The organism is Flavobacterium sp. NRK F10, assembly GCF_024054235.1.
In the GTDB taxonomy this organism is placed as follows: Bacteria; Bacteroidota; Bacteroidia; order Flavobacteriales; family Flavobacteriaceae; genus Flavobacterium; species Flavobacterium sediminis.
Genome location: NZ_JAMXLC010000001.1, coordinates 2,376,000 through 2,400,306, shown reverse-complemented (window position 1 = coordinate 2,400,306; position 24,307 = coordinate 2,376,000). Strand labels below are relative to the sequence as shown.

Annotated in this window: 21 protein-coding genes and 4 tRNA genes; 5 read left to right on the top strand and 20 right to left on the bottom strand. The window is 36.5% G+C overall.

Features of this window, described 5'->3' with window-relative positions; all coding sequences use genetic code 11:
- Positions 1–51 precede the first annotated feature (51 nt).
- From NHF50_RS10785 to katG, 3 genes are all read left to right on the top strand, one after another.
- Positions 52–1,146, top strand: a complete 1,095-nt coding sequence (locus tag NHF50_RS10785; protein WP_109569668.1) for a Nif3-like dinuclear metal center hexameric protein — start codon at positions 52–54, stop codon at positions 1,144–1,146.
- 2 nt (positions 1,147–1,148) lie between these two features.
- A complete protein-coding gene (locus tag NHF50_RS10780) occupies positions 1,149–1,928 on the top strand; it encodes a zinc ribbon domain-containing protein (RefSeq protein ID WP_109569667.1) in 780 nt (259 codons plus the stop codon).
- A 217-nt stretch (positions 1,929–2,145) separates the two neighbouring features.
- A complete protein-coding gene (gene katG / locus NHF50_RS10775; RefSeq protein WP_308219317.1) occupies positions 2,146–4,404 on the top strand; it encodes a catalase/peroxidase HPI in 2,259 nt (752 codons plus the stop codon).
- Positions 4,405–4,519: 115 nt separating this feature from the next.
- Here katG and NHF50_RS10770 read toward each other — a convergent pair whose 3' ends face one another.
- Positions 4,520–5,587, bottom strand: a complete 1,068-nt coding sequence (locus NHF50_RS10770) for a two-component regulator propeller domain-containing protein (RefSeq protein ID WP_252776381.1) — start codon at positions 5,585–5,587, stop codon at positions 4,520–4,522.
- A gap of 112 nt (positions 5,588–5,699) precedes the next feature.
- On the opposite strand from NHF50_RS10770, the gene rluF reads away from it, so the two are divergent.
- The gene (gene rluF / locus NHF50_RS10765; protein WP_109569664.1) at positions 5,700–6,491 is read left to right on the top strand and encodes a 23S rRNA pseudouridine(2604) synthase RluF; all 792 of its coding nucleotides are present in this window, start codon (positions 5,700–5,702) and stop codon (positions 6,489–6,491) included.
- On the opposite strand, the gene NHF50_RS10760 is transcribed toward rluF, so the two are convergent.
- The 18 genes from NHF50_RS10760 to rpsU form a co-directional block, all read right to left on the bottom strand.
- Positions 6,488–6,979 (bottom strand): GNAT family N-acetyltransferase, encoded by a 492-nt coding sequence (locus NHF50_RS10760; protein WP_109569663.1) that lies wholly within the window; start codon positions 6,977–6,979, stop codon positions 6,488–6,490. The two genes, rluF and NHF50_RS10760, sit on opposite strands and share 4 nt — an antisense overlap.
- Before the next feature lie 66 nt (positions 6,980–7,045).
- The gene (locus tag NHF50_RS10755) at positions 7,046–7,363 is read right to left on the bottom strand and encodes a DUF3467 domain-containing protein (protein WP_109569662.1); all 318 of its coding nucleotides are present in this window, start codon (positions 7,361–7,363) and stop codon (positions 7,046–7,048) included.
- 63 nt (positions 7,364–7,426) lie between these two features.
- Positions 7,427–11,725 carry a DNA-directed RNA polymerase subunit beta' gene (gene rpoC, locus NHF50_RS10750; protein WP_252776378.1) on the bottom strand — a complete coding sequence of 1,433 codons (4,299 nt, stop codon included), beginning with the start codon at positions 11,723–11,725 and terminating at the stop codon, positions 7,427–7,429.
- A gap of 72 nt (positions 11,726–11,797) precedes the next feature.
- Positions 11,798–15,610, bottom strand: a complete 3,813-nt coding sequence (gene rpoB / locus NHF50_RS10745; protein WP_109569661.1) for a DNA-directed RNA polymerase subunit beta — start codon at positions 15,608–15,610, stop codon at positions 11,798–11,800.
- Positions 15,611–15,853: 243 nt separating this feature from the next.
- Positions 15,854–16,222: a 50S ribosomal protein L7/L12 gene (rplL, locus tag NHF50_RS10740; RefSeq protein WP_109569660.1), complete on the bottom strand. Its 369-nt coding sequence runs from the start codon at positions 16,220–16,222 to the stop codon at positions 15,854–15,856.
- Positions 16,223–16,285: 63 nt separating this feature from the next.
- The gene (gene rplJ / locus NHF50_RS10735) at positions 16,286–16,783 is read right to left on the bottom strand and encodes a 50S ribosomal protein L10 (protein WP_109569659.1); all 498 of its coding nucleotides are present in this window, start codon (positions 16,781–16,783) and stop codon (positions 16,286–16,288) included.
- A gap of 25 nt (positions 16,784–16,808) precedes the next feature.
- Positions 16,809–17,498 (bottom strand): 50S ribosomal protein L1, encoded by a 690-nt coding sequence (gene rplA, locus NHF50_RS10730; protein ID WP_109569658.1) that lies wholly within the window; start codon positions 17,496–17,498, stop codon positions 16,809–16,811.
- Between the two features lie 18 nt (positions 17,499–17,516).
- Positions 17,517–17,954, bottom strand: a complete 438-nt coding sequence (gene rplK / locus NHF50_RS10725; RefSeq protein ID WP_109569657.1) for a 50S ribosomal protein L11 — start codon at positions 17,952–17,954, stop codon at positions 17,517–17,519.
- A gap of 66 nt (positions 17,955–18,020) precedes the next feature.
- A complete protein-coding gene (nusG, locus tag NHF50_RS10720; protein WP_109569656.1) occupies positions 18,021–18,572 on the bottom strand; it encodes a transcription termination/antitermination protein NusG in 552 nt (183 codons plus the stop codon).
- 12 nt (positions 18,573–18,584) lie between these two features.
- Positions 18,585–18,779 (bottom strand): preprotein translocase subunit SecE, encoded by a 195-nt coding sequence (gene secE / locus NHF50_RS10715; RefSeq protein ID WP_109569655.1) that lies wholly within the window; start codon positions 18,777–18,779, stop codon positions 18,585–18,587.
- A gap of 14 nt (positions 18,780–18,793) precedes the next feature.
- A tRNA-Trp gene (locus NHF50_RS10710) sits at positions 18,794–18,864 on the bottom strand.
- 47 nt (positions 18,865–18,911) lie between these two features.
- Positions 18,912–20,099, bottom strand: coding sequence for an elongation factor Tu (tuf, locus tag NHF50_RS10705; RefSeq protein ID WP_252776376.1), 1,188 nt, complete (start codon positions 20,097–20,099; stop codon positions 18,912–18,914).
- Positions 20,100–20,159: 60 nt separating this feature from the next.
- A tRNA-Thr gene (locus NHF50_RS10700) sits at positions 20,160–20,231 on the bottom strand.
- Positions 20,232–20,260: 29 nt separating this feature from the next.
- A tRNA-Tyr gene (locus tag NHF50_RS10695) sits at positions 20,261–20,343 on the bottom strand.
- A 37-nt stretch (positions 20,344–20,380) separates the two neighbouring features.
- Positions 20,381–20,454: transfer RNA gene (locus tag NHF50_RS10690), tRNA-Thr, on the bottom strand.
- A 91-nt stretch (positions 20,455–20,545) separates the two neighbouring features.
- The gene (gene hpf, locus NHF50_RS10685; protein ID WP_109569653.1) at positions 20,546–20,848 is read right to left on the bottom strand and encodes a ribosome hibernation-promoting factor, HPF/YfiA family; all 303 of its coding nucleotides are present in this window, start codon (positions 20,846–20,848) and stop codon (positions 20,546–20,548) included.
- A 30-nt stretch (positions 20,849–20,878) separates the two neighbouring features.
- On the bottom strand, positions 20,879–21,772 hold the full coding sequence (locus NHF50_RS10680; RefSeq protein ID WP_109569652.1) for a tyrosine-type recombinase/integrase: 894 nt from the start codon (positions 21,770–21,772) through the stop codon (positions 20,879–20,881).
- Between the two features lie 66 nt (positions 21,773–21,838).
- Positions 21,839–22,033 carry a 30S ribosomal protein S21 gene (gene rpsU, locus NHF50_RS10675; protein WP_109569651.1) on the bottom strand — a complete coding sequence of 65 codons (195 nt, stop codon included), beginning with the start codon at positions 22,031–22,033 and terminating at the stop codon, positions 21,839–21,841.
- A 154-nt stretch (positions 22,034–22,187) separates the two neighbouring features.
- Here rpsU and NHF50_RS10670 point away from each other — a divergent pair, with 154 nt between their 5' ends.
- Positions 22,188–23,084: an MBL fold metallo-hydrolase gene (locus tag NHF50_RS10670; RefSeq protein WP_109569650.1), complete on the top strand. Its 897-nt coding sequence runs from the start codon at positions 22,188–22,190 to the stop codon at positions 23,082–23,084.
- A gap of 78 nt (positions 23,085–23,162) precedes the next feature.
- Here NHF50_RS10670 and NHF50_RS10665 read toward each other — a convergent pair whose 3' ends face one another.
- Positions 23,163–24,305 carry an acyl-CoA dehydrogenase family protein gene (locus NHF50_RS10665; RefSeq protein ID WP_252776374.1) on the bottom strand — a complete coding sequence of 381 codons (1,143 nt, stop codon included), beginning with the start codon at positions 24,303–24,305 and terminating at the stop codon, positions 23,163–23,165.
- Positions 24,306–24,307 lie beyond the last annotated feature (2 nt).

Genomic DNA, 24,307 nt, shown 5'->3' with positions numbered 1-24,307 from the left:
AGTACGAAAGTAGCATTTTTTTATCTTTGATAGAAATAAAAATACCAGTCCATGAAGTTATCTGAAATTCTTACGGTCTTAGAAGAAATGGCACCACTTTCGTATGCTGAAGATTTTGACAATGTTGGCCTGCTGGTAGGGCAACCGGAACAAGAAGTCAGTGGAATTTTGGTCTGTCATGATGCCTTAGAAAGTGTCATAGAAGAAGCTGTTGAAAAAAAATGCAATCTGGTAGTCTGCTTTCACCCTATCCTGTTTAGCGGTATAAAAAAGATAACGGGAAAAAATTATGTTGAAAGAGCTATTCTTAAAGCCATTAAACATGATATTGCTATTTATGCTGTACATACCGCTTTAGACAATCACAAAAAAGGGGTCAACAAAATATTCTGCAATGCTTTAGGACTAACCCATACCAAAATTTTAATTCCTAAAACCAACTATATCAAAAAACTAATCACCTATACCATTCCTGAGAATGCCGAAAAACTAAGAAATGCACTTTTTGATTCCGGAGCCGGAAAAATAGGAAACTATGAAGATTGCAGCTTCAATAGCCAGGGAATAGGAACCTATTTAGGAGGTGAAGACAGCAGTCCTCAAATAGGAGAACGCTTTGAATTTGTAGAAAATACTGAGATAAAAATTGAGGTTACGTTTGAAAAACATCTGCAAAGCAAAATATTAAAAGCATTGTTCAGAAACCATGCCTACGAAGAAGTAGCCTATGAGATCTATTCTTTAGACAATTTACATCAGAATATAGGGTTGGGAATGATCGGCGAATTTGAAACTCCGATTTCTGAAACTGAACTATTAGAACTTACTAAGACTACAATGCAATGCGGCGGTATACGCCACAGCTCTTTTACCGGAAAAGAGATTAAAAAAGTAGCCGTTTTAGGCGGATCAGGCAGCTTTGCCATTAAAAATGCTATTGCCGCAGGAGCCGATGCTTTCCTGACTGCTGACCTGAAATACCACCAATTTTATGAAGCAGAAGGTAAACTACTTCTAGCTGACATCGGACATTTTGAAAGTGAAAGATTTACAAAAAATTATATTGTTGATTATCTTAAAGAAAAAATCACTAATTTTGCAATCATTTTATCAGAGGAAAATACAAACCCGGTTCAATATTTTTAAATATGGCAAACACAAAAGAACTAAGTGTAGAAGACAAATTAAGAGCGCTTTACAGTTTACAACTTGTTGATTCTAAAATAGACGAAATCAGAAGCGTTAGAGGAGAATTACCTTTAGAAGTAGAGGATTTAGAAGACGAAGTTGCAGGTCTTACCACTCGTTTAGAAAAATTCAAAAGTGATTTAGAATCCATTGATGCTCAAATTAAAGAAAAGAAAAATGCAATAGACGAGCACAAAAGTACCATAAAAAAATATCAGGAACAGCAAAAAAATGTTCGTAACAACAGAGAATACAACTCTTTAACTAAAGAGATCGAATTTCAGGAGCTTGAAATCCAATTAGCTGAAAAGCATATCAAAGAAATGAAAGCTTCCATCGAACATAAGAAAGAAGTTGTTTCTCAAACTAAAGAGAAGTTAGAAGCAAAACAAACACACTTAAAGCACAAAAAAGCTGAGTTAAACGACATTATGTCTGAGACTGAAAAAGAAGAAAACTTCTTAATAGAAAAGTCTGAAGAATTACAAAAACAGATTGAAGGTCGCTTATTAACTGCTTATAAAAGAATCAGAGGAAGCGTTCGCAACGGATTAGCTGTTGTTTCTATTGAAAGAGGAGCTTCTGCCGGGTCTTTCTTTACAATTCCTCCGCAAACACAAATGGAAATTGCCGGGCGTAAAAAGATCATTACTGATGAACATAGCGGACGTATCTTAATTGATAGTTTCCTTGCTGAAGAAGTTAAACAAGATATGGAAAACTTATTTGCTAAGTTATAAGAACTGGTAAATTATAGAGATAAAATCCCGATTGAAAACCAATCGGGATTTTTTTTGTCTTTTTAAAAGTAACAAACGCCTTAATTATTTCATCTATAGAAAACAAAATTACTATTGATTTTATTTATTACATCATAAAAACTCAATATAAAACCTAAGATTTAATAAAACAAAAGTCAGATATATTTGAAAAATCTAACATCATAATATATTTGAAATGAAAAAAATAATCTTATCAGCTGGTTTATTGGTACTACTTAGCTGTAACAACAAAGCAGAAGAAAGCAACGCAGAAGCGGAAAGCTGTCCTTTTGGTTTCGGAAGTAAACCAAAAAAAGAAATGGAAAAAAGCAGTGCCACTACCAATAAAGATTGGTGGCCGAACCAATTAGACCTAAGCACACTCCGTGCTAATTCCAGTTTATCCAATCCGTTAGGAGACGAATTTGACTATACAAAAGAGTTTAGCACTTTAGATTATTTTGCATTAAAAGAAGACATACGCAAAGTCTTGACTGATTCTCAGGAATGGTGGCCTGCTGACTATGGACACTATGGTCCTTTTTTTATTCGTATGGCGTGGCACTCAGCCGGAACCTATCGTACAGGTGACGGACGTGGCGGAGGTGGCGAAGGACAACAGCGCTATGCTCCGTTAAATTCCTGGCCAGATAACGGTAACCTTGATAAAGCCAGACGCTTATTACAACCTGTAAAACTAAAATACGGACAAAAAATCTCTTGGGCCGACCTTATGATCCTTGCCGGTAATGTAGCGCTAGAAGATATGGGATTCCCTACTATCGGTTTTGCAGGTGGACGTGCAGATACATGGGAACCTCAAACGGTTAACTGGGGGGAAGAAAAAAAATGGGTAGAAGAGCATCGCAATCCGGAACATTTAGCCAACGCTTTATCAGCTACTGAAATGGGGCTTATTTATGTTAATCCGGAAGGACCAAACGCTAACCACGATCCTAAAAATGCAGCACTGGCTATTCGTGCTACCTTTGCAAGAATGGGAATGGATGACGAAGAAACTGTCGCTCTAATTGCCGGAGGACACTCTTTTGGAAAGACACATGGTGCCGGATCGGCAACTCATGTTGGAAAAGCTCCAGAAGCAGCCGATATTGAAGCTCAAGGTTTAGGCTGGAAAAGCTCTTATAAAACAGGAAAAGGTACTGATGCCATTACTTCCGGCTTAGAGGTAACCTGGACAACCAATCCTGTTCAATACACACATGGATTCTTTAAATCTTTATTCGGAAATGAATGGGAACTTACTAAAAGTCCAGCCGGAGCCTATCAGTGGGTAGCAAAAGATCCGAAAGCTATGGTTCCCGATGCTTTTGATAAAAACAAAAAGCATAAACCAACTATGTTGACCACAGATCTATCCCTACGTGAAGATCCCATCTACAACAAAATCTCTAAACGATTCTTAGACCATCCTGAAGAGTTTACCAAAGCTTTTGCCCGTGCTTGGTTTAAATTAACTCACCGTGATTTAGGTCCTAAAACAAGATATATTGGTCCGGAAGTACCAACACAGGATTTTATTTGGCAGGATCCTCTTCCGGAAGCGGATTATGATCAAATTAATTCGACAGATATTACCAATCTTAAAAAAATGATCTTAAACTCGGGATTAACCTCTTCTGAATTAGTTTCTACCGCTTGGGCTTCAGCAGCCTCTTTCCGTGGTTCAGATTACAGAGGTGGTGCCAATGGAGCTCGCATTCGCTTAGAACCACAAGTGAATTGGGAAGCTAATAATCCTACTCAACTTAAAAAAGTACTGGCTACATTAGAAAAAATACAAGCTGACTTTAATGCTAAGGCCGGTAAAAAGAAAGTATCTATGGCTGATCTAATCGTTTTAGGAGGTTCAGCAGCCGTTGAAGATGCCGCTAAAAAAGCAGGTTTTACTATTGTCGTTCCATTTACAGCCGGTCGTGTTGACGCTACTCAAGAGCAAACCGATATCAAATCATTTGCTGTACTTGAACCTATTGCTGATGGTTTCCGAAACTACTTACATGCAAATCATCCGGCAAAATCGGAAGAATTATTAATTGACAAGGCCGAATTACTAACTCTAACCGCACCGGAATTAACGGTTTTAGTAGGTGGATTACGTGTATTAGATGCCAATTACGACCATTCAAAATATGGCATTTTTACGGACCAACCAGGTGCTTTGACGAATGATTTCTTTGTAAATCTATTAAGCATGGATACTGAATGGACTGCCATTGATGAGAAAAAAGAATTTTTTCAAGGAAAAGATCGTAAAACCGGAGCCGCTAAATACACAGCAACTCGTGCAGATTTAATCTTTGGTTCTAATTCTGAGCTAAGAGCTTTAGCAGAAGTTTACGCAAGTTCAGATGCGAAAGAAAAATTTGTGAAAGATTTTGTTTCTGCTTGGGTTAAAGTCATGAACTTAGACCGTTTCGACTTAAAAAAATAACAATTTCTACATATTACTAATTAAAAAGGCAGTTTGGAAACAGGCTGTCTTTTTTGTATTCTTCCTATAATATGAAAACAAAAATATATAAATAAATGATGTGGGAGCCCTTGTTTTAAAAAACTTTCTCAAAAGTCTTTCCATTAAATTTATAGACACCTGCATTTGCCATTCCAAAGAGTAAGTTATTGGCATTATCTTTATAAATACACCAAATCATGGATGAAGAAAGCCTATTGTCTATTTCATAATTTGTCATGATTGTTCCGTCAAATTTCCACGCTCCAGTATCTCTATCGCCAAACCAAATATTTCCTTCGCTATCTTCTTCAATTGCAAAAACATGTTCTAGTGTTCCTGCCGGAGATTTAGCACCGCTTCTTTTGCTTTCAGGATGTATTAAATTTTGTTTTTCAGAAAAATTAATAGTCGTATTCCCTTCTTTTAACAAAACTCCTATTCCATTATTGCCTATCCACAATCTACCTTTAGAATCTTCTAAAACACTTCTCACGTGCAACATCCCATTTTCCATATTCAAACCTAAAGATGCATCATCCATTATAGTAAATTGGATACCATTGTAGCCATAAACTCCAGTATAACTTGCAATCCATTCTGTATTATTTTTTCCTGTTGCATGGCTTGTTACTACATTATTACCTCCAGTATTTTCAGGCCTTGGAAACGGAAACAATAAGAAATATATTTGTTGACCATCATATCGATAAACACCATCTGTATTACCCGCAGTAAACCAAAGATCATCTTTTGTTTTAATCCATTTGCTGTTTGTGTTTCTAATCTCTTCCTTTGGATAAGTCGCAATGGTTTTTCCATCATAACTACAAGGTCCGTTCGCGGTTTCAAACCATATAGTTCCATTTGAATCTTCTTGAATAGAGCGTACCTGATTATCTGGCAAACCTTCTTTGATTGTAAAATATTCAAATGTTTTTCCATTAAACTTACAAACTCCTTCGGTATGACTTCCCAACCAATAATTGCCTTTTCTGTCTTGTAAAATAACACGTATTCCTGAAGTAAATTGAAGGCTATCTGATTTTAAAGTGTTTAAAACTTCACTATTTATTGGTTCAATTTCAGCTATTTTTTTCTCTATACATGAAAAATTAAGCAACACTAATAGTAATAGTATAAACATCTTTAGAAAATTTTTCATTTATAGTTTTTATTAATTTTTCCTCTAAAATAATCAAAAACAAGCACTTTATACCTTTTTCTAGCTTCAAAATTAAACGTATTCATAACTGGTAAAAGTTTATCTTTGCATTATGGAAGAAAACAAAACACGTATTAATAAATTTTTATCGGAAAGTGGATTTTGTTCGCGTCGTGAAGCCGATAAATTAATTGAACAAGGTCGGGTTACTATTAACGGAGAAATTCCTGAAATGGGAACCAAGGTTGGTCCGGATGATGAAGTACGTGTTAATGGCAAATTAATCAACGAAAAAAAAGAAGGATTTGTTTATCTATTATTCCATAAACCTGTTGGTATAGAATGCACTACCAACCAAAGTGTTAAGGGCAATGTTGTGGATTATATTAATTATCCGGAACGTATTTTTCCTATTGGTCGTTTAGACAAAGCCAGTGAAGGTTTGCTGTTAATGACAAACGATGGTGATATTGTTAATAAAATTCTTCGTGCGCGCAACAACCACGAAAAAGAATATATTGTTACGGTAAGCAAACCTATCACCGAACGTTTTATCCAACGCATGAGCAATGGTGTTCCTATTTTAGATACCATTACCCGAAAATGCAAAGTAGAACAGATCAGTAAATATGTTTTCCGTATCATCTTAACTCAAGGTTTAAATCGTCAAATTCGTAGAATGTGTGAATATCTGGATTATGAAGTAACCGCTTTAAAACGTATTCGTATTATTAATATTTCACTTGATGTTCCTGTAGGTAAATATCGTGAATTAACGAAAAAAGAACTTGATGCTTTAAATAAATTAATTGAACCGTCCAGTAAAACGGAAGAAGCCAGTTTACCGGCAAACAATAAAAAAGGATTTTCGGGTAAAAGAAATTACGGTACAAGGAATCGTTAAAAAGTGACTTCCATTACATAATCGTCCATTACGTAACCCAAACCGATATCAATTACTTCGTCTTTTACAATTTTGAAGCCTAATTTGGTATAAAAATCTTTTGCCTTGTTGTATTTATTCACATTAAGATAAATAGCTTGCTGATTGGCTTCAAGAGCAAGTTCTCTTACTTTCTCAAACAACAACTTCCCTACTCCTGTCCCTTGTGTCTCTGGTAATACATAAATCTTATGTATTTTAGTTCTATCAGGGGAACAATTGATCTCATACGAAACAAAGCCTACATATTTACCTTCTTCGTTTTGAGCCAAGTAAAAAACATGATTGTGTTTCATTTGTTCAGAGAGCGCTTCTTTAGCATAAAATTTATTGAGCATATACTGAAGTTGTTCCGAACTCAGAATATCTTTGTAAGCCACAGGCCAGATTTGGCATGCCAAATCATCAATGACCTCTAAATGATCAGAATCTGCTTTAATCAATTGCATAACAAAAAATTTTTCTCAAAAATAAAAAAGTCTCGTTATAAATAAACGAGACTTTTTTACTATTTCTTAAGCTTGACCTGTTGGCCCGAAATTCAGTGGAATATTAGGTGTTTCACCTTCTTTTATTTCTCCGTGTTGCGCTTCAAAGCGTCTCACATTCTCAGCTAAAGCTTTCAGAAGTCTTTTTGCATGCTGTGGTGTTAACACAATACGCGACTTCACTTTTGCTTTAGGAACACCTGGCATAATAGACACAAAATCAACTACAAATTCACTATTTGAATGATTGATAATCGCTAAGTTAGAATAAATACCTTCAGCGGTTTTTTCATCCAACTCAATATTGATCTGACCTTGTTGTGGGTTGTTATTGTTATTTTCCATAGGTATAAAGTTAAAAAAACCTAACAGAAATCTGTTAGGTTTTTGTTATTTACATGCTTTAATTTAGAAATTAAATTCTTCTTTAGCAGCCATTAATTCACTATATTCCTCTTTAGAACCTACAATAATGTTATCGTATTCTCTCATACCTGTACCGGCCGGAATTCTGTGACCAACGATTACATTTTCTTTCAATCCTTCAAGAGTATCAACTTTACCTGCTACAGCAGCCTCGTTCAACACTTTTGTAGTTTCCTGGAAGGAAGCTGCAGAAATGAAAGATTTCGTTTGTAATGATGCTCTTGTAATACCTTGTAGTACCGGAGTTGCCGTTGCCGGAATAACATCACGTGCTACTACTAAGTTTTTATCACTACGTTTTAACAATGAGTTTTCATCACGTAATTGACGAGGTGTTACGATCTGACCTGCTTTTAGTGTATCAGAATCACCTGCATCTTCAATCACTTTCATTCCGTATAATTTGTCATTTTCAGTAATAAAATCTGAAGTATGCGCTAATTGATCTTCTAAGAATAAAGTATCTCCCGGATCTTCAATTCTAACTTTACGCATCATTTGACGAATCACTACTTCAAAGTGTTTATCGTTGATTTTTACCCCTTGTAAACGGTATACCTCTTGAATTTCATTAACCAAATACTGCTGAACAGCTGAAGGTCCTTTAATTCTCAAGATATCTTCCGGAGTAATAGCTCCGTCTGATAATGGCATTCCTGCTTTTACGAAGTCGTTCTCCTGAACTAAGATTTGGTTCGAAAGCTTAACTAAATATTTCTTCACTTCACCAAATTTAGACTCGATAGCGATCTCACGATTACCTCTCTTGATCTTACCGAAAGTAACAACACCATCAATCTCAGAAACAACAGCTGGGTTAGATGGGTTACGAGCCTCTAACAACTCTGTAATTCTTGGTAAACCTCCTGTAATATCTCCTGCTTTAGAAGAACGACGAGGAATTTTAACTAAGATCTTACCTGCCTTAATTTTTTCTCCGTCATCAACCATCAAGTGGGCACCTACCGGTAAGTTGTAAGAACGGATCAATTCTCCGTCTTTACCGTAAATATGTAGAGTAGGGATTAATTTTTTATTACGAGCTTCAGAAATAACTTTTTCCTGGAAACCTGTTTGCTCATCAATCTCTACTAAGAAACTTTCACCTTGCTTAATATCTTCATATTCAACTTTACCTGTAAATTCAGAGATGATCACACCATTATAAGGATCCCATTTACAAATTACCGTTCCTTTTTCGACTACATCACCATCATTTGCAAAAATATAAGAACCATAAGGTATATGGTGCGTATTTAATACAATGCCAGTTTTAGCATCTACTAATTTTAATTCAGTAGAACGAGAGATTACGATATCCACAATATTTCCTTCGTTATCTTCTCCTTTAACTGTTTTAAGATCTTCAATCTCTAAACGTCCGGCAAACTTAGTAATGATACTTGACTCTTCAGATAAACCTCCTGCTACCCCTCCAACGTGGAATGTACGTAGGGTTAACTGAGTACCTGGCTCACCGATCGATTGTGCAGCAATTACACCAACAGCTTCACCTTTCTGAGTCATTTTTCCTGTTGCCAGGTTTCTACCATAACATTTTGCACAGATACCTTTTCCAGCCTCACAAGTCAATGGCGAACGAACTTCTACGCTTTCTAAAGGAGAAGCATCAATTCTTTTGATCACTGCTTCGGTGATTTCTTCACCTGCAGGAACAATAACTTCCGAAGTTAAAGGATCCACTACATCATTCAATGCAACACGTCCTAAGATTCTCTCTCCAAGAGTTTCTACAATTTCTTCATTTTTCTTAAGAGCTGTTACCTCAATACCTCTCAATGTACCACAGTCAACTGAATTAACAATTACATCTTGTGAAACATCATGCAACCTTCTTGTTAAATATCCGGCATCGGCTGTTTTTAACGCGGTATCGGCAAGACCTTTACGCGCACCGTGCGTAGAAATAAAGTATTCTAAGATCGAAAGACCTTCCTTAAAGTTGGAAAGGATCGGGTTTTCAATAATTTCACCACCTCCGGCAGTTGATTTTTTAGGCTTAGCCATCAAACCACGCATACCGGTTAACTGACGAATCTGTTCTTTTGAACCCCTCGCTCCAGAATCCAACATCATGAATACTGAGTTAAATCCTTGTTGGTCTTCGCGAATGTTTTTCATTGCTAATTCTGTTAACAATGCATTTGTCGAAGTCCAAACATCAATTACCTGATTGTAACGTTCGTTGTTGGTAATAAGTCCCATGTTATAGTTCATGGTAATTCCGGCAACTTGTTCGTTTGCATCAGCAATCAATTGTTGTTTACGATCAGGAATCTTAATATCACCCAATGAGAATGATAATCCTCCTTGGAATGCAAAACGATATCCCATATTTTTAATATCATCTAAGAAAGCAGCTGTTGTAGGAACATCTGTTACACCTAAAATATTACCAATAATATCACGTAGTGATTTTTTAGTTAATACTTCATTGATGTAACCGGCTTGTTCCGGAACCACTTCATTAAACAATACTCTACCTGCAGTAGTCTGGATAATTTGATATGTCAATTCTCCGTTTTCATTAAAATCTTTAGCTCTTACTTTAACACGAGCATTTAGATCTAACTTCCCTTCATTGATAGCAATATGAACTTCCTCAACTGAATAGAACGTTTGTCCTTCTCCTCTAATCGGATTTTCAGGGCTCGAAAGTCTTTCTTTGGTCATATAATACAATCCAAGAACCATATCCTGAGACGGTACTGTAATAGGAGCACCGTTAGCAGGGTTCAAGATATTATGAGAAGCTAACATTAACAACTGTGCTTCCAAAATAGCTTCAGGTCCTAATGGTAAGTGTACCGCCATCTGGTCACCGTCAAAATCGGCATTAAATGCCGTACAGGTTAACGGGTGTAACTGAATAGCTTTACCTTCAATCAATTTTGGCTGGAACGCTTGAATACCTAAACGGTGAAGCGTAGGAGCACGGTTTAGTAATACCGGATGACCTTTAATTACATTTTCTAAGATATCCCATACTACCGGCTCTTTTTTATCAATGATCTTCTTAGCTGATTTAACTGTTTTAACGATACCTCTTTCGATCAATTTACGAATTACGAAAGGTTTGTATAGTTCGGCGGCCATATCTTTTGGCAAACCACACTCATACATTTTCAATTCAGGTCCAACAACAATTACTGAACGAGCAGAATAATCCACACGTTTACCTAATAAGTTTTGACGGAAACGTCCTTGCTTACCTTTTAATGAATCTGATAATGATTTTAATGGTCTGTTTGATTCTGTTTTTACAGCTGAAGCTTTTCTTGTATTGTCGAATAAAGAGTCAACGGCTTCCTGTAACATACGTTTTTCATTACGTAAGATTACTTCCGGAGCTTTGATCTCCATCAATCGTTTTAAACGATTATTACGGATAATTACACGACGGTACAAGTCATTCAAGTCAGAAGTAGCAAAACGTCCTCCGTCTAGTGGCACTAACGGACGTAACTCAGGCGGAATAACCGGAATTACTTTTAAAATCATCCATTCCGGACGATTCTCTCTGTTTTGGTTAGCCTCACGGAAAGACTCAACTACCTGAAGGCGTTTTAAAGCCTCTGTTTTACGTTGTTTAGATGTCTCATTATTCGCTGCATGACGCAAATCGAATGACAATTGATCTAAATCAATTCTTGATAATAAGTCCATGATACATTCCGCACCCATTTTGGCTACGAATTTGTTCGGATCATTATCGTCTAAATATTGGTTCTCCATCGGAAGAGTATCTAAAATATTCAAGTACTCCTCTTCTGTTAAGAAATCTAATCTATTTAAGGTCTCTCCATCAGGACCTTTAGCAATACCCGGTTGAATTACTACATATCTTTCGTAGTAAATAATCATATCTAATTTCTTAGACGGCAATCCTAAAAGGTAACCGATTTTATTCGGTAATGAACGGAAATACCAAATATGAGCGATAGGCACCACTAAATTAATGTGTCCTACACGATCTCTACGTACTTTTTTCTCTGTTACTTCAACACCACAACGGTCACAAACGATTCCTTTGTAACGGATTCTTTTATATTTCCCGCAGGCACATTCATAGTCTTTTACCGGACCGAAAATTCGCTCACAGAAAAGACCATCTCTTTCTGGTTTGTGAGTACGATAGTTAATTGTTTCAGGTTTTAAAACCTCACCTCTGGATTCGGCTAAAATAGATTCCGGAGAAGCCAAGCCTATCGTAATTCTGTTAAATCTTTTAACGGTGTTTTTATCTTTTAATCTTGTCATGATATGAATGCTATCGATTTTGTAAAAAACGTTAAACGTTATAAAGGGGAGTGCTTTCACACTCCCTTGAAATTATTCCTCTAATCTGATGTCTAATCCAAGACCTTTAAGTTCATGCATCAATACGTTGAATGACTCCGGTAATCCTGGTTCAGGCATTGTTTCACCCTTAACGATTGCTTCGTAAGTTTTAGCTCTACCCATCACGTCATCAGATTTCACCGTTAAGATTTCTCTCAAGGTACTTGAAGCACCGTATGCTTCAAGAGCCCATACCTCCATCTCTCCGAAACGCTGACCACCGAATTGAGCTTTACCTCCTAATGGTTGTTGCGTAATCAATGAGTATGGTCCGATAGAACGTGCGTGCATTTTATCATCAACCATGTGACCTAATTTCAACATATAGATCACACCTACTGTTGCCGGTTGGTGGAAACGTTCACCTGTACCTCCATCGTAAAGGTAAGTATGACCGAATCTCGGGATTCCTGCTTCGTCAGTCAATGCATTAATTTCATCTAACGTTGCACCATCAAAAATAGGTGTTGCGAATTTTTTACCTAATTTTAAACCTGCCCATCCTAAAACAGTTTCATAGATCTGTCCGATGTTCATACGAGATGGTACACCTAGTGGATTCAATACAATATCAACAGGAGTTCCGTCTTCTAAGAAAGGCATATCTTCCTGACGAACGATTTTTGCCACAATACCTTTGTTACCGTGACGACCCGCCATTTTATCTCCTACTCTTAGTTTACGTTTTTTAGCAATATAAACTTTAGCTAATTTTAAAATTCCTGATGGTAACTCATCTCCAACTGTAATAGTAAATTTCTCTCTTCTCAACCAACCTTGTAAATCGTTCAATTTGATTTTGTAGTTGTGAACTAAATCATTTACCATTTTATTTGTTGTATCATCAGTTGTCCATTGCCCTTTCGTTAAATGAGCAAAATCATCAACTGACTGTAACATTTTTTTAGTAAATTTCTTACCTTTTGGTAATACTTCTTCACCTAAATCGTTCAATACTCCCTGAGATGTTTTACCATCAACGATCAAGAACAATTTATCAATTAATTTATCTTTTAACTCGTTGTATCTTACTTCAAATTCTACATCAAGTTTATCGATATCTTCTTTATCTTTTGAACGCTTACGTTTATCTTTTACTGCTTTAGCAAACAATTTTTTATCTAAAACAACACCACGTAATGACGGAGAAGCTTTTAATGAAGCATCTTTCACATCTCCTGCTTTATCACCGAAGATAGCACGTAATAGTTTTTCTTCCGGAGTAGGATCTGATTCTCCTTTCGGTGTGATCTTACCGATCAGTATATCACCAGGTTTTACTTCAGCTCCGATACGGATCATTCCGTTTTCATCCAAGTCTTTAGTAGCTTCTTCAGAAACATTCGGAATATCATTTGTTAACTCTTCGTTACCTAATTTAGTATCACGAACTTCTAATGAATAATCGTCTACGTGAATTGATGTAAAGATATCGTCACGAACTACTTTTTCAGAAATCACAATCGCATCCTCGAAGTTGTACCCTTTCCAAGGCATGAACGCTACTTGTAAGTTTCTACCTAGCGCTAACTCTCCGTTCTGCGTTGCATATCCTTCACAAAGAACCTGACCTTTATTTACACGATCCCCTTTTCTAACGATCGGTTTTAAGTTGATCGAAGTACTTTGGTTTGTCTTTCTGAATTTGATCAACTGATATGTTTTTTCATCTTCGTCAAAACTTACCATTCTTTCTTCGTCGGTTCTATCGTATTTAATGGTAATCTTGTTTGCATCAACATAAGTAACCAATCCAGCTCCTTCAGCATTAATCAATACTCTTGAATCAGAAGCAACCTGACGTTCAAGACCTGTACCAACGATTGGTGATTCCGGACGCAATAAAGGAACTGCCTGACGCATCATGTTTGATCCCATCAACGCACGGTTCGCATCATCATGCTCCAAGAAAGGAATCAATGAAGCCGAAATAGAAGCAATCTGGTTCGGAGCAACGTCTGTATAATTCACTACATTAGGCTCTACAACAGGGAAATCACCTTCTTCACGGGCAATTACTCTTTCTGCTGTAATTTTTCCGTTCTCATCCATTTCGATATTTGCTTGCGCAATCATCTTACCTTCTTCTTCTTCAGCGCTCAAATAAATTGGTTCATTTTTCAAATCAACAACACCGTCTTCAACTTTACGATAAGGAGTTTCAATGAATCCCATTCCGTTTACTTTAGCATAAACCCCTAAAGATGAAATCAAACCAATGTTTGGTCCCTCTGGAGTTTCAATCGGACATAAACGCCCGTAATGCGTATAGTGAACGTCACGAACCTCGAAACCTGCTCTTTCTCTGGATAAACCTCCGGGTCCTAAAGCAGACAAACGACGTTTGTGTGTAATCTCTGCTAACGGATTCGTTTGATCCATGAACTGAGATAACTGGTTTGTTCCGAAGAACGAGTTAATTACTGAAGATAATGTTTTCGCATTGATCAAATCGATCGGAGTAAACACCTCATTGTCACGAACATTCATACGTTCACGAATAGTACGTGCCATACGGGCTAAACCTACACCGAATTGTGCAGAAAGTTGTTCCCCAACTGTTCTTACACGACGATTCGATAAGTGATCGATATCATCAATCTCTGCTTTTGAGTTAATCAACTCAATCAAATATTTAACGATAGTAATGATATCTTCTTTCGTTAAAACTTGTTTATCCATCGGGATATCCAAGCCTAATTTTTTGTTCATTCGGTAACGACCTACATCACCTAAGTTATAACGTTGGTCAGAAAAGAACAATTTATCGATAATGCCTCGAGCAGTTTCTTCATCAGGCGGTTCTGCATTACGCAACTGACGATAGATGTGTTCTACGGCTTCTTTTTCTGAGTTTGTAGGGTCTTTTTGTAACGTATTATGGATAATAGTATAGTCTGCTGCATTGTTATCCTCTTTGTGTAAAAGGATTGTTTTTACATCAGCTTCAATAATTTCTTCAACGTTATCTTTATCTAAGATAGTATCACGATCTAAAATGATCTCATTACGTTCGATAGATACTACTTCCCCTGTATCTTCATCAACGAAATCTTCATGCCATGTATTCAATACACGTGCAGCAAGTTTTCTTCCGATGTATTTCTTGATCCCTGATTTAGAAACTTTGATTTCTTCTGCAAGGTCAAAAATTTCTAAAATATCTTTATCTCTTTCAAAACCGATAGCACGGAAAAGAGTGGTAACCGGTAACTTTTTCTTTCTATCGATATAAGCATACATTACACTGTTAATGTCTGTAGCGAATTCGATCCAAGAACCTTTAAAAGGAATAATTCTGGCAGAATATAATTTTGTTCCGTTTGCATGGAACGATTGTCCAAAGAACACACCAGGAGATCTATGTAACTGAGAAACTACAACCCTTTCAGCTCCATTAATAACGAAAGTACCGCTTGGAGTCATGTAAGGAATAGTTCCTAAATATACATCTTGAACAATAGTTTCGAAATCTTCATGTTCAGGATCTGTACAATACAATTTCAATCTAGCCTTTAGAGGTACACTGTACGTTAAACCTCTATCAATACACTCTTCTATTGTATAACGGGGTGGATCGATAAAATAATCTAGGAATTCTAATACGAATTGATTTCTCGTATCCGTAATTGGAAAATTTTCCATGAAGGTATTATAAAGACCTTCATTACTTCTTTCATCTGATTTCGTTTCTAATTGGAAAAAATCCTTAAACGATTTCACCTGAATATCCAAAAAGTCAGGATAATTAGGAATGTTCTTTGTAGAAGCAAAATTTAATCTTTGAGTCTGATTAGCAATCATCAATGGACAAATTTTTGATTTAAAAAAGTAATTTTCGTGTCAGAAACACTATGTAATTTATACTTCCTTTTAAAAATAATCAACACATCTTTAAAAATAACCAGGAAAGTTAGTTTATTTTCTTTCTTCGTATTGACTACTATTTTTTTGTAAAAAAGATAAAATTCTTTTTATACGCAAAATGGTTTAGGCCTTTGAGACAATATCTCAAGGCCTAAACCTGGTTTTTTACCTAAGTTTAGCTTATTTTAGCTCAACTGCAGCACCTGCTTCTTCTAAAGATTTTTTAAGACCTTCAGCCTCATCTTTAGAAACTCCTTCTTTAATGTTAGCCGGAGCTGAATCTACGATATCTTTAGCTTCTTTCAATCCTAAACCAGTTAATTCTTTAACTGCTTTTACAACTGCTAATTTAGAAGCACCAGCATCTTTCAATACTACTGTGAATTCAGTTTGCTCTTCAGCAGCAGCAGCATCACCACCTCCACTTACAACTACTGCAGCAGCAGCAGGTTCGATACCATACTCATCTTTTAATATTGTTGCTAATTCGTTAACTTCTTTAACTGTTAAGTTAACTAATTGTTCTGCGAATTGTTTTAAATCTGCCATTTTTCTATCTTTTAATTTTGTAAAATATAATAATTTATTTGTGCGTTCTTTTTATTCAGGAAATTACTCCGCAGCTTCTTCTTTTTCTTCTTGATTTTGAAGAGCAGCGATAACTCTCTGAGCCGGAGATTGAAGCAATCCGATGATTTCTGCAATAACTTCTTCTTTAGATTTAATAGATACTAATGAATCTAATTGATTGTCTCCGATATAGATTTCCTCATTGATATAAGCTCCTTTTAACAAAGGCTTGTCGCTCTTTTTACGGAATTCTTTGATTACTTTTGCAGGACCATTAGCTGTTTCTGCAATCATAATAGAAGTATTTCCTTTTAAAACTGTTGGCAATTCACCATAGTTTGTTTCAGAAGCTTCCATTGCTTTATCAAGCAATGTATTCTTAACCACTTCTAATTTAATTCCTGCTTTAAAACAAGCTCTTCTTAAGTTAGAAGTTGTATCTGCATCAAGTCCTGAAATGTCTGCTAAATACAATACATTCACTCCCGCTAACTGTGCAGTTAAATCTTCAATAGCTAATGCTTTTTCTTCTCTAGTCATGATACTAAAAATTTTTAACTACCAATTATACAGCTTTAGGATCTAAAGCAATAGCAGGACTCATTGTACTTGATAAGTGGATTGACTTAATATAAGTACCTTTAGCTGCAGTTGGTTTTAATTTTATTAATGTTTGAATAATTTCGTGAGCATTGTCATAGATTTTATCAGCATCAAAAGATACTTTACCTATACCTGCGTGAACAATACCGGTTTTATCAACTTTAAAGTCAATTTTACCAGCTTTAACTTCTTGAACAGCTTTAGCAACATCCATAGTTACAGTACCTGTTTTAGGGTTCGGCATTAAACCACGAGGTCCTAAAATACGACCTAACGGACCTAATTTACCCATAACAGCTGGCATAGTGATGATTACATCCACATCAGTCCAACCGTCTTTAATTTTTTGTAGATACTCATCTAAACCAACATAATCTGCACCAGCAGCTTTTGCTTCAGCTTCTTTATCTGGAGTTACAAGCGCTAAAACGCGTGTATCTTTTCCTGTTCCATGAGGCAATGTTACTACACCTCTAACCATTTGGTTCGCTTTTCTCGGATCAACTCCAAGACGAACAGCGATGTCTACAGACTCATCAAATTTTGCAGTAGCTACATCTTTAATTAATGCAGAAGCATCTTTTAAAGTGTATAATCTGTTTTTTTCAATTTTTGATGCAGCCTCTTTTTGCTTTTTAGTCAATTTTGCCATGTCTAATTCATTTAACGATTAAAAAGGAGCATCTCCTGTTACTGTAATTCCCATAGATCTTGCAGTACCGGCAACCATACTCATTGCTTTTTCAATTGTAAAAGCATTTAAGTCAGGCATTTTGTCTTCTGCAATAACTTTGATTTGATCCCAAGTAACGTTTGCTACTTTCTTTCTGTTTGGTTGTCCTGAACCAGACTTAACTTTAGCCGCTTCTAATAACTGAACAGCAGCAGGTGGCGTTTTTACAACAAAGTCGAAAGACTTGTCTTTGTACACAGTAATTTGTACTGGTAACACTTTGCCGGGTTTATCTTGTGTTCTGGCATTAAATTGCTTACAGAACTCCATGATGTTAACTCCAGCAGCCCCCAAAGCAGGTCCAACCGGTGGCGATGGATTCGCAGCACCTCCCTTAACTTGTAGTTTAACTACTTTACTAACTTCTTTTGCCATTTTTTAAAAAAATTTAGCACATCTAAACAATTGGAAGCAAAGATGCGATTGTATATGTAACAAAAATTATACTTTTTCAACTTGCATAAAATTCAGCTCTAAAGGTGTTTTTCTACCGAAAATTTTCACCATCACCTCAAGTTTACGCTTTTCTTCATTAACTTTTTCAATAGTCCCGTTAAAACCATTAAAAGGACCATCAATAACTTTAACTGTCTCCCCGACAGCGTAAGGGATAGCCACATTATCCGCCTTAATTGATAATTCATCAACTTTACCTAACATTCTGTTTACTTCAGATTGTCTTAAAGGCACTGCATCACCTCCCTTAGTTTCTCCTAAAAAACCTATAACACCAGGAATAGACTTTATAATATGAGGAACCTCACCCGTTAAGTTCGCCTCAATCATCACATAACCCGGAAAATACACTCTTTCTTTAGTGATCTTTTTACCATCCCTAACCTGAACTACTTTTTCAGTAGGAACCAATACCTGAGCAACATAATCAGACATCCCCAAACGAGAGGTTTCAGTCTCAATATAATTCTTTACCTTATTCTCCTGACCACTTACGGCTCTAACTACATACCACTTTTTAACATTATTATCTGCCATTGTAGCCTATCTTTATTTAATAATATTAAAAAATCCCGCCAATGCCTTAACAAACAACTGATCTACACCATATGTTAACAAAGCAAAAACAACAGAGAAAACAGCAACAATAATTGTCAAACGTTGCACTTCCGCCCATTCCGGCCAGGTTACATTAGTTTTCAATTCTTGAAAAGCTTCTGAAATATAATTAACAAATTTTGCCATTTCTTTCTTTTTTGCACGGGCGGAGAGATTCGAACTCCCACCAGCGGTTTTGGAGACCGCGATTCTACCCTTAAACTACGCCCGTATATAAGCCGGATTACTCCGGCTTAAGTTTTATAAATCAACTAAAAATTAGTCTAAAATTTCAGTTACCTGACCAGCACCTACTGTTCTACCACCTTCACGGATAGCGAAACGTAAACCTACTGATAAAGCAATTGGATTCAACAACTCAACTTCGATAGTTAAGTTATCACCTGGCATAACCATCTCCACACCTGCAGGTAATTTAATTGTACCTGTTACATCAGTTGTACGTACGTAGAACTGAGGACGGTAATTGTTATGGAATGGCGTATGACGACCACCTTCTTCTTTTTTCAAGATATAAACCTCAGCTTTAAAATGAGCGTGCGGTTTTACAGAACCTGGCTTACAAATTACCATACCTCTTTTAATATCAGCTTTATCAATACCTCTCAATAACAAACCAACGTTATCTCCAGCTTCACCTCTATCTAAGATTTTACGGAACATCTCAACCCCTGTAATTGTAGAAGTCAATTTATCAGCCCCCATACCAATGATTTCAACCGGATCACCTGTATTAGCAATACCTGTTTCGATACGTCCTGTAGCTACAGTACCACGACCAGTAATTGTAAACACGTCTTCAACCGGCATCAAGAATGGTTTTTCGTTATCACGAACTGGCTCTTCAATCCACTCATCAACAGCATTCATTAATTCCATAACAGTTTCAACCCATTTTGGCTCACCATTCAATGCACCAAGAGCAGAACCTTTAACAACAGGACCATTATCACCATCATATTGATAGAAAGACAATAGATCTCTGATTTCCATTTCTACTAACTCTAACAACTCAGCATCATCAACCATATCCACTTTATTCATGAATACAACGATTCTAGGCACACCAACCTGACGACCTAATAAGATGTGCTCACGAGTTTGAGGCATCGGACCATCAGTAGCAGCTACCACTAAAATAGCACCATCCATCTGAGCAGCACCCGTTACCATGTTTTTAACGTAATCCGCGTGACCTGGACAGTCAACGTGTGCGTAGTGACGTTTTGCAGTTTGATATTCTACGTGAGATGTATTAATAGTAATACCTCTTTCTTTTTCTTCCGGAGCATTGTCAATCTGATCGAAAGATCTAGCTTCTGATAAACCAGCATCTGCTAATACTTTAGTAATAGCAGCAGTCAAAGTGGTTTTACCGTGGTCAACGTGTCCGATAGTACCAATATTTAAATGGGGTTTCGAACGATCAAAGGTTTCTTTTGCCATGACTTAATAATTTAATCTTAGTTATTATATATTAGTGTTCAAATTTAATACACCATAAAGAGCCAATGACGGGATTTGAACCCGTGACCTCTTCCTTACCAAGGAAGCACTCTACCCCTGAGCTACACCGGCTTTTCCCTGTCATCAACAGGTTAAAAATGTGGGGAGAGCAGGATTCGAACCTGCGAAGGTGAAAACCAGCAGATTTACAGTCTGCCCTCGTTGGCCGCTTGAGTATCTCCCCAATCCATATTTTTTTTTTCAATTCTTTAAAGAACAAGAGCCGATGGAGGGACTCGAACCCACGACCTGCTGATTACAAATCAGCTGCTCTAGCCAGCTGAGCTACACCGGCGACTCTCAATAAAAAAGTCCGCTATTTCTAACGGACTGCAAATGTATATAATTTATTTTTTATTCAAAACTTTTTTTGTCTTTTTTTTATCTTACAAATAAGCTCTTACTTTTTCTTTATGTTTTACCAACATTCTTTCTAATGATTCTTCAGCCGAATCTATGCCTTCTTCAAATGTTTTACACGTTTTTTTTACAACCAATTCATCGCCGGGAACCTGAACTTTAACCTCTACGGTTTTATTTTCTTTATCACTGGTATTCTCAACTCTTAAAAAGACATCAGAAGCTACTATTTTATCAAAATACTTTTCTAATTTTCCTAACTTCTCATTAGTAAAATCAACTAATTTTTTGTCAATGTTAAAATTAACTGCCTGAACATTTACTTTCATATTTAAAATGTTTTAAGGTTAAACGATGAGTTATTTCAGATTTCTAGGATGCGACTTCTCGTATACATTTTTCAGCTCTGCTAAGCTACTATGTGTATAAATCTGAGTTGAGGCTAAACTAGCATGACCCAATAACTCTTTTACTGAATTAAGATCGGCTCCGTTATTTAACAAGTGTGTTGCAAACGTATGCCTAAGAACGTGCGGACTCTTTTTTACTTTTTGAGACACACTACTAAAGTAATCATTTATTAGACGATAAACAAACGATTCGCTTATTTTCCTGCCTTTTTTAGACAAAATTAACACTTCGCTTTCTGACAGTATATTTTCACTTTTTTTAAGCCTTTGGTACTCAACAATCAGCTCTATTGTAACCGGCAACAAAGGAATAATCCGCTCCTTATTTCTCTTCCCTAAAACCTTAACCGACTTGTTGTAAAAATCCACATTAGACTCCTTTAAATCAATCAACTCAGCACGCCTCATCCCGGTAGTATAAAACAACTCTATAATCAACCGATTCCTAACTCCTTCAAACCCGGAAGGAAAATCAGTAAGTTCAACAACCTGTTTCAGCTCTTTTTCAGAAAACGGAACCTGAACTTTCTTCGCCACTTTCAATGATTTATGCTTTACCAACGGATTTACAGAAATCACCTTAACCTTAAGCAGAAACTTATAAAAAGACTTTAAAGATGATATTTTACGATTCACAGAATTATTAGAAACGCCTTTCTCGATCATCATAACAATCCAAGCTCTTACCATATTGTATTTCACTACATCCAAGAACTCTTCCTCAAACTCCTTTTTTATAAATTCCCGAAATTCAGAAACATCATTTACATAAGCCAACACTGTATGTCGGGAATACTTTCGTTCCTTTTCCAGATAATCTTTATAAGCTTGGATATTTCGCATAAAAAAACCGTTAGTAACAAAGGTAATCTTTATTACTAACGGTTTTAAACTTTTAATTCAAAAAAATTATGATTCAGCTGAATCTTTCAATCTTTGAATATATTGTGCTTTCTGTACTTCAGCTCTTCTTGCAACTGACGGTTTCGTAAACTGCTGACGTGATCTTAATTGACGAACTGTTCCAGTTTTATCAAATTTTCTCTTGTAACGTTTTAACGCTTTATCGATATTTTCTCCGTCTTTAATAGGTATAATTAACATAGTCTAGACACCTCCTCTCATTTAGGCTGCAAATATAGAAAACTTTTTTCATTAGGAACAAATTTTATTTTTTAATTTTTCTTTCCTTATCTATTCTTGTAGATATGAGTATTTTCCACTATTTTTAAGCTTATTAAAAACCAAACAGAATAATATGAACACAATTGATGTAATTGATCTGCACTTTCAATCAGAGGAAAGTATTGCTTCTTTCCTGATCCCGTCATCCGACGGCTTAATCCTCATAGAATCGGGACCTGAAAGCACTTGGAAAAATCTAGAGAAGGGAATTATAGACTTAGGATATAAAACAGAAGATATCAAACACGTTTTCCTTACACACATCCATTTTGATCACGCCGGTGCCGCTTGGAAATTAGCTGAAAAAGGCGCTACTATATATGTTCATCCGATAGGATTACCTCACATGGCTAATCCTGAAAAACTCTGGAATTCTGCAAGTCAGATCTACGGAGATGACATGGACAGGCTTTGGGGAAAAATGAGACCCATTCCGGAAAATCAATTAAAAGCAGTCGACGACGGAGATGAAATCACAATAGGAGAACACAAGATCAACGTTTGGTATACTCCAGGACACGCTATACACCACAATGCTTATCAGATCAACGACATCATCTTTACCGGAGATGTTGCAGGGGTAAAAATAGAAAACGGCCCCGTTCAACCTCCTTGCCCGCCACCCGACATCAATCTTGATCTATGGATTAAATCAATAGCTAAACTAAAAGCTCTAAATCCAAGTACGCTATACTTAACACACTTCTCTCGACAAGAAAACCCTATAGCCTTATTAGAGGAATTAGAAAACAGACTTTATTCTTGGGCTAACTGGATCAAACCTTATTTTGACAGCCAAGCTCCCATTGCAGAAGTTACTCCGAAATTTGTTGAATTCACAAAACAAGAATTGATCGCAAGTGGTTTAACCCAACACGAGATCAAACGATACGAATACGCAAATCCTAGTTTCATGTCAGTTACCGGGCTTTACCGTTACTGGAAATTAAAATCGGAAGGAAGAATATAACAGAAGTAAAAAAAAGCTGCCTGAATTCAGGCAGCTTTTCACAATCAAACATCTATTGTAACCTTAGTTAAATAAACATTATTCTTTTAAAATATTTCGAGAAATAACCAATTTTTGTATTTCTGTTGTACCTTCTCCTATTGTACATAATTTAGAGTCGCGATAGAATTTCTCCACCGGAAAATCTTTAGTATATCCATAACCTCCGTGTATCTGAATTGCGTCCGTAGAAACCTTCACACACACTTCAGAAGCATACATTTTTGCCATTGCCCCTAATTTGGTAACTGGTTTATGGTTATTTTTCAGATAAGCTGCCTTATGCAATAGCAATTCAGAGGCTTCTATTTCAGTAGCCATATCCGCTAATTTGAAGCCTATAGCCTGGAAATCACTGATCGGTTTTCCGAATTGATGACGCTCTTTCGAATATTTCAGAGCAGCTTCATAAGCTCCTTTAGCAATACCTAAAGAAAGTGCCCCGATAGATATCCGACCGCCATCTAAAACTTTCATAGCTTGTATAAAACCTTCTCCGACCTCACCTAAACGATTAGCATCCGGCACCACACAACTATCAAAGATCAACTCAGCAGTTTCACTGGCTCTCATCCCCAGTTTATTCTCTTTTTTCCCGGAAGAAAATCCCGGTGTTCCTTTTTCAACAACAAAAGCCGTCATACCTCTTGAATCTCCTTTTTCTCCCGTTCGGGCAATAACAACCGCTACATTTCCTGTAATTGCATGTGTAATAAAGTTCTTGGCTCCGTTAAGCACCCAATTATCCCCTTGTTTAACAGCAGTGGTATTCATCCCTCCCGCATCTGAACCGGTATTATGCTCCGTTAATCCCCACGCACCTATCCATTCTGCAGTGGCTAACTTAGGTATCCATTTTTTCTTTTGCTCATCATTTGCAAAAGTTAAAATATGATTTGTACAAAGTGAATTGTGGGCAGCTACTGAAAGCCCTATCGACGAGTCTACTTTTGAAATTTCTTCTATAACGGTAATGTATTCATGATACCCTAATCCCGAACCTCCAAGCTCTTCCGGAACTAACACTCCCATAAAACCCATTTCCCCTAATTTCTTAAAAAGTTCAACCGGAAAAATCTGGGCTTCATCCCATTCCATTATAAAAGGCCTAATGTGAACTTCTGCAAAATCCCGAATGGATTCTGCGATCATTTTTTGCGTTTCAGTATATTCAAAATTCATGT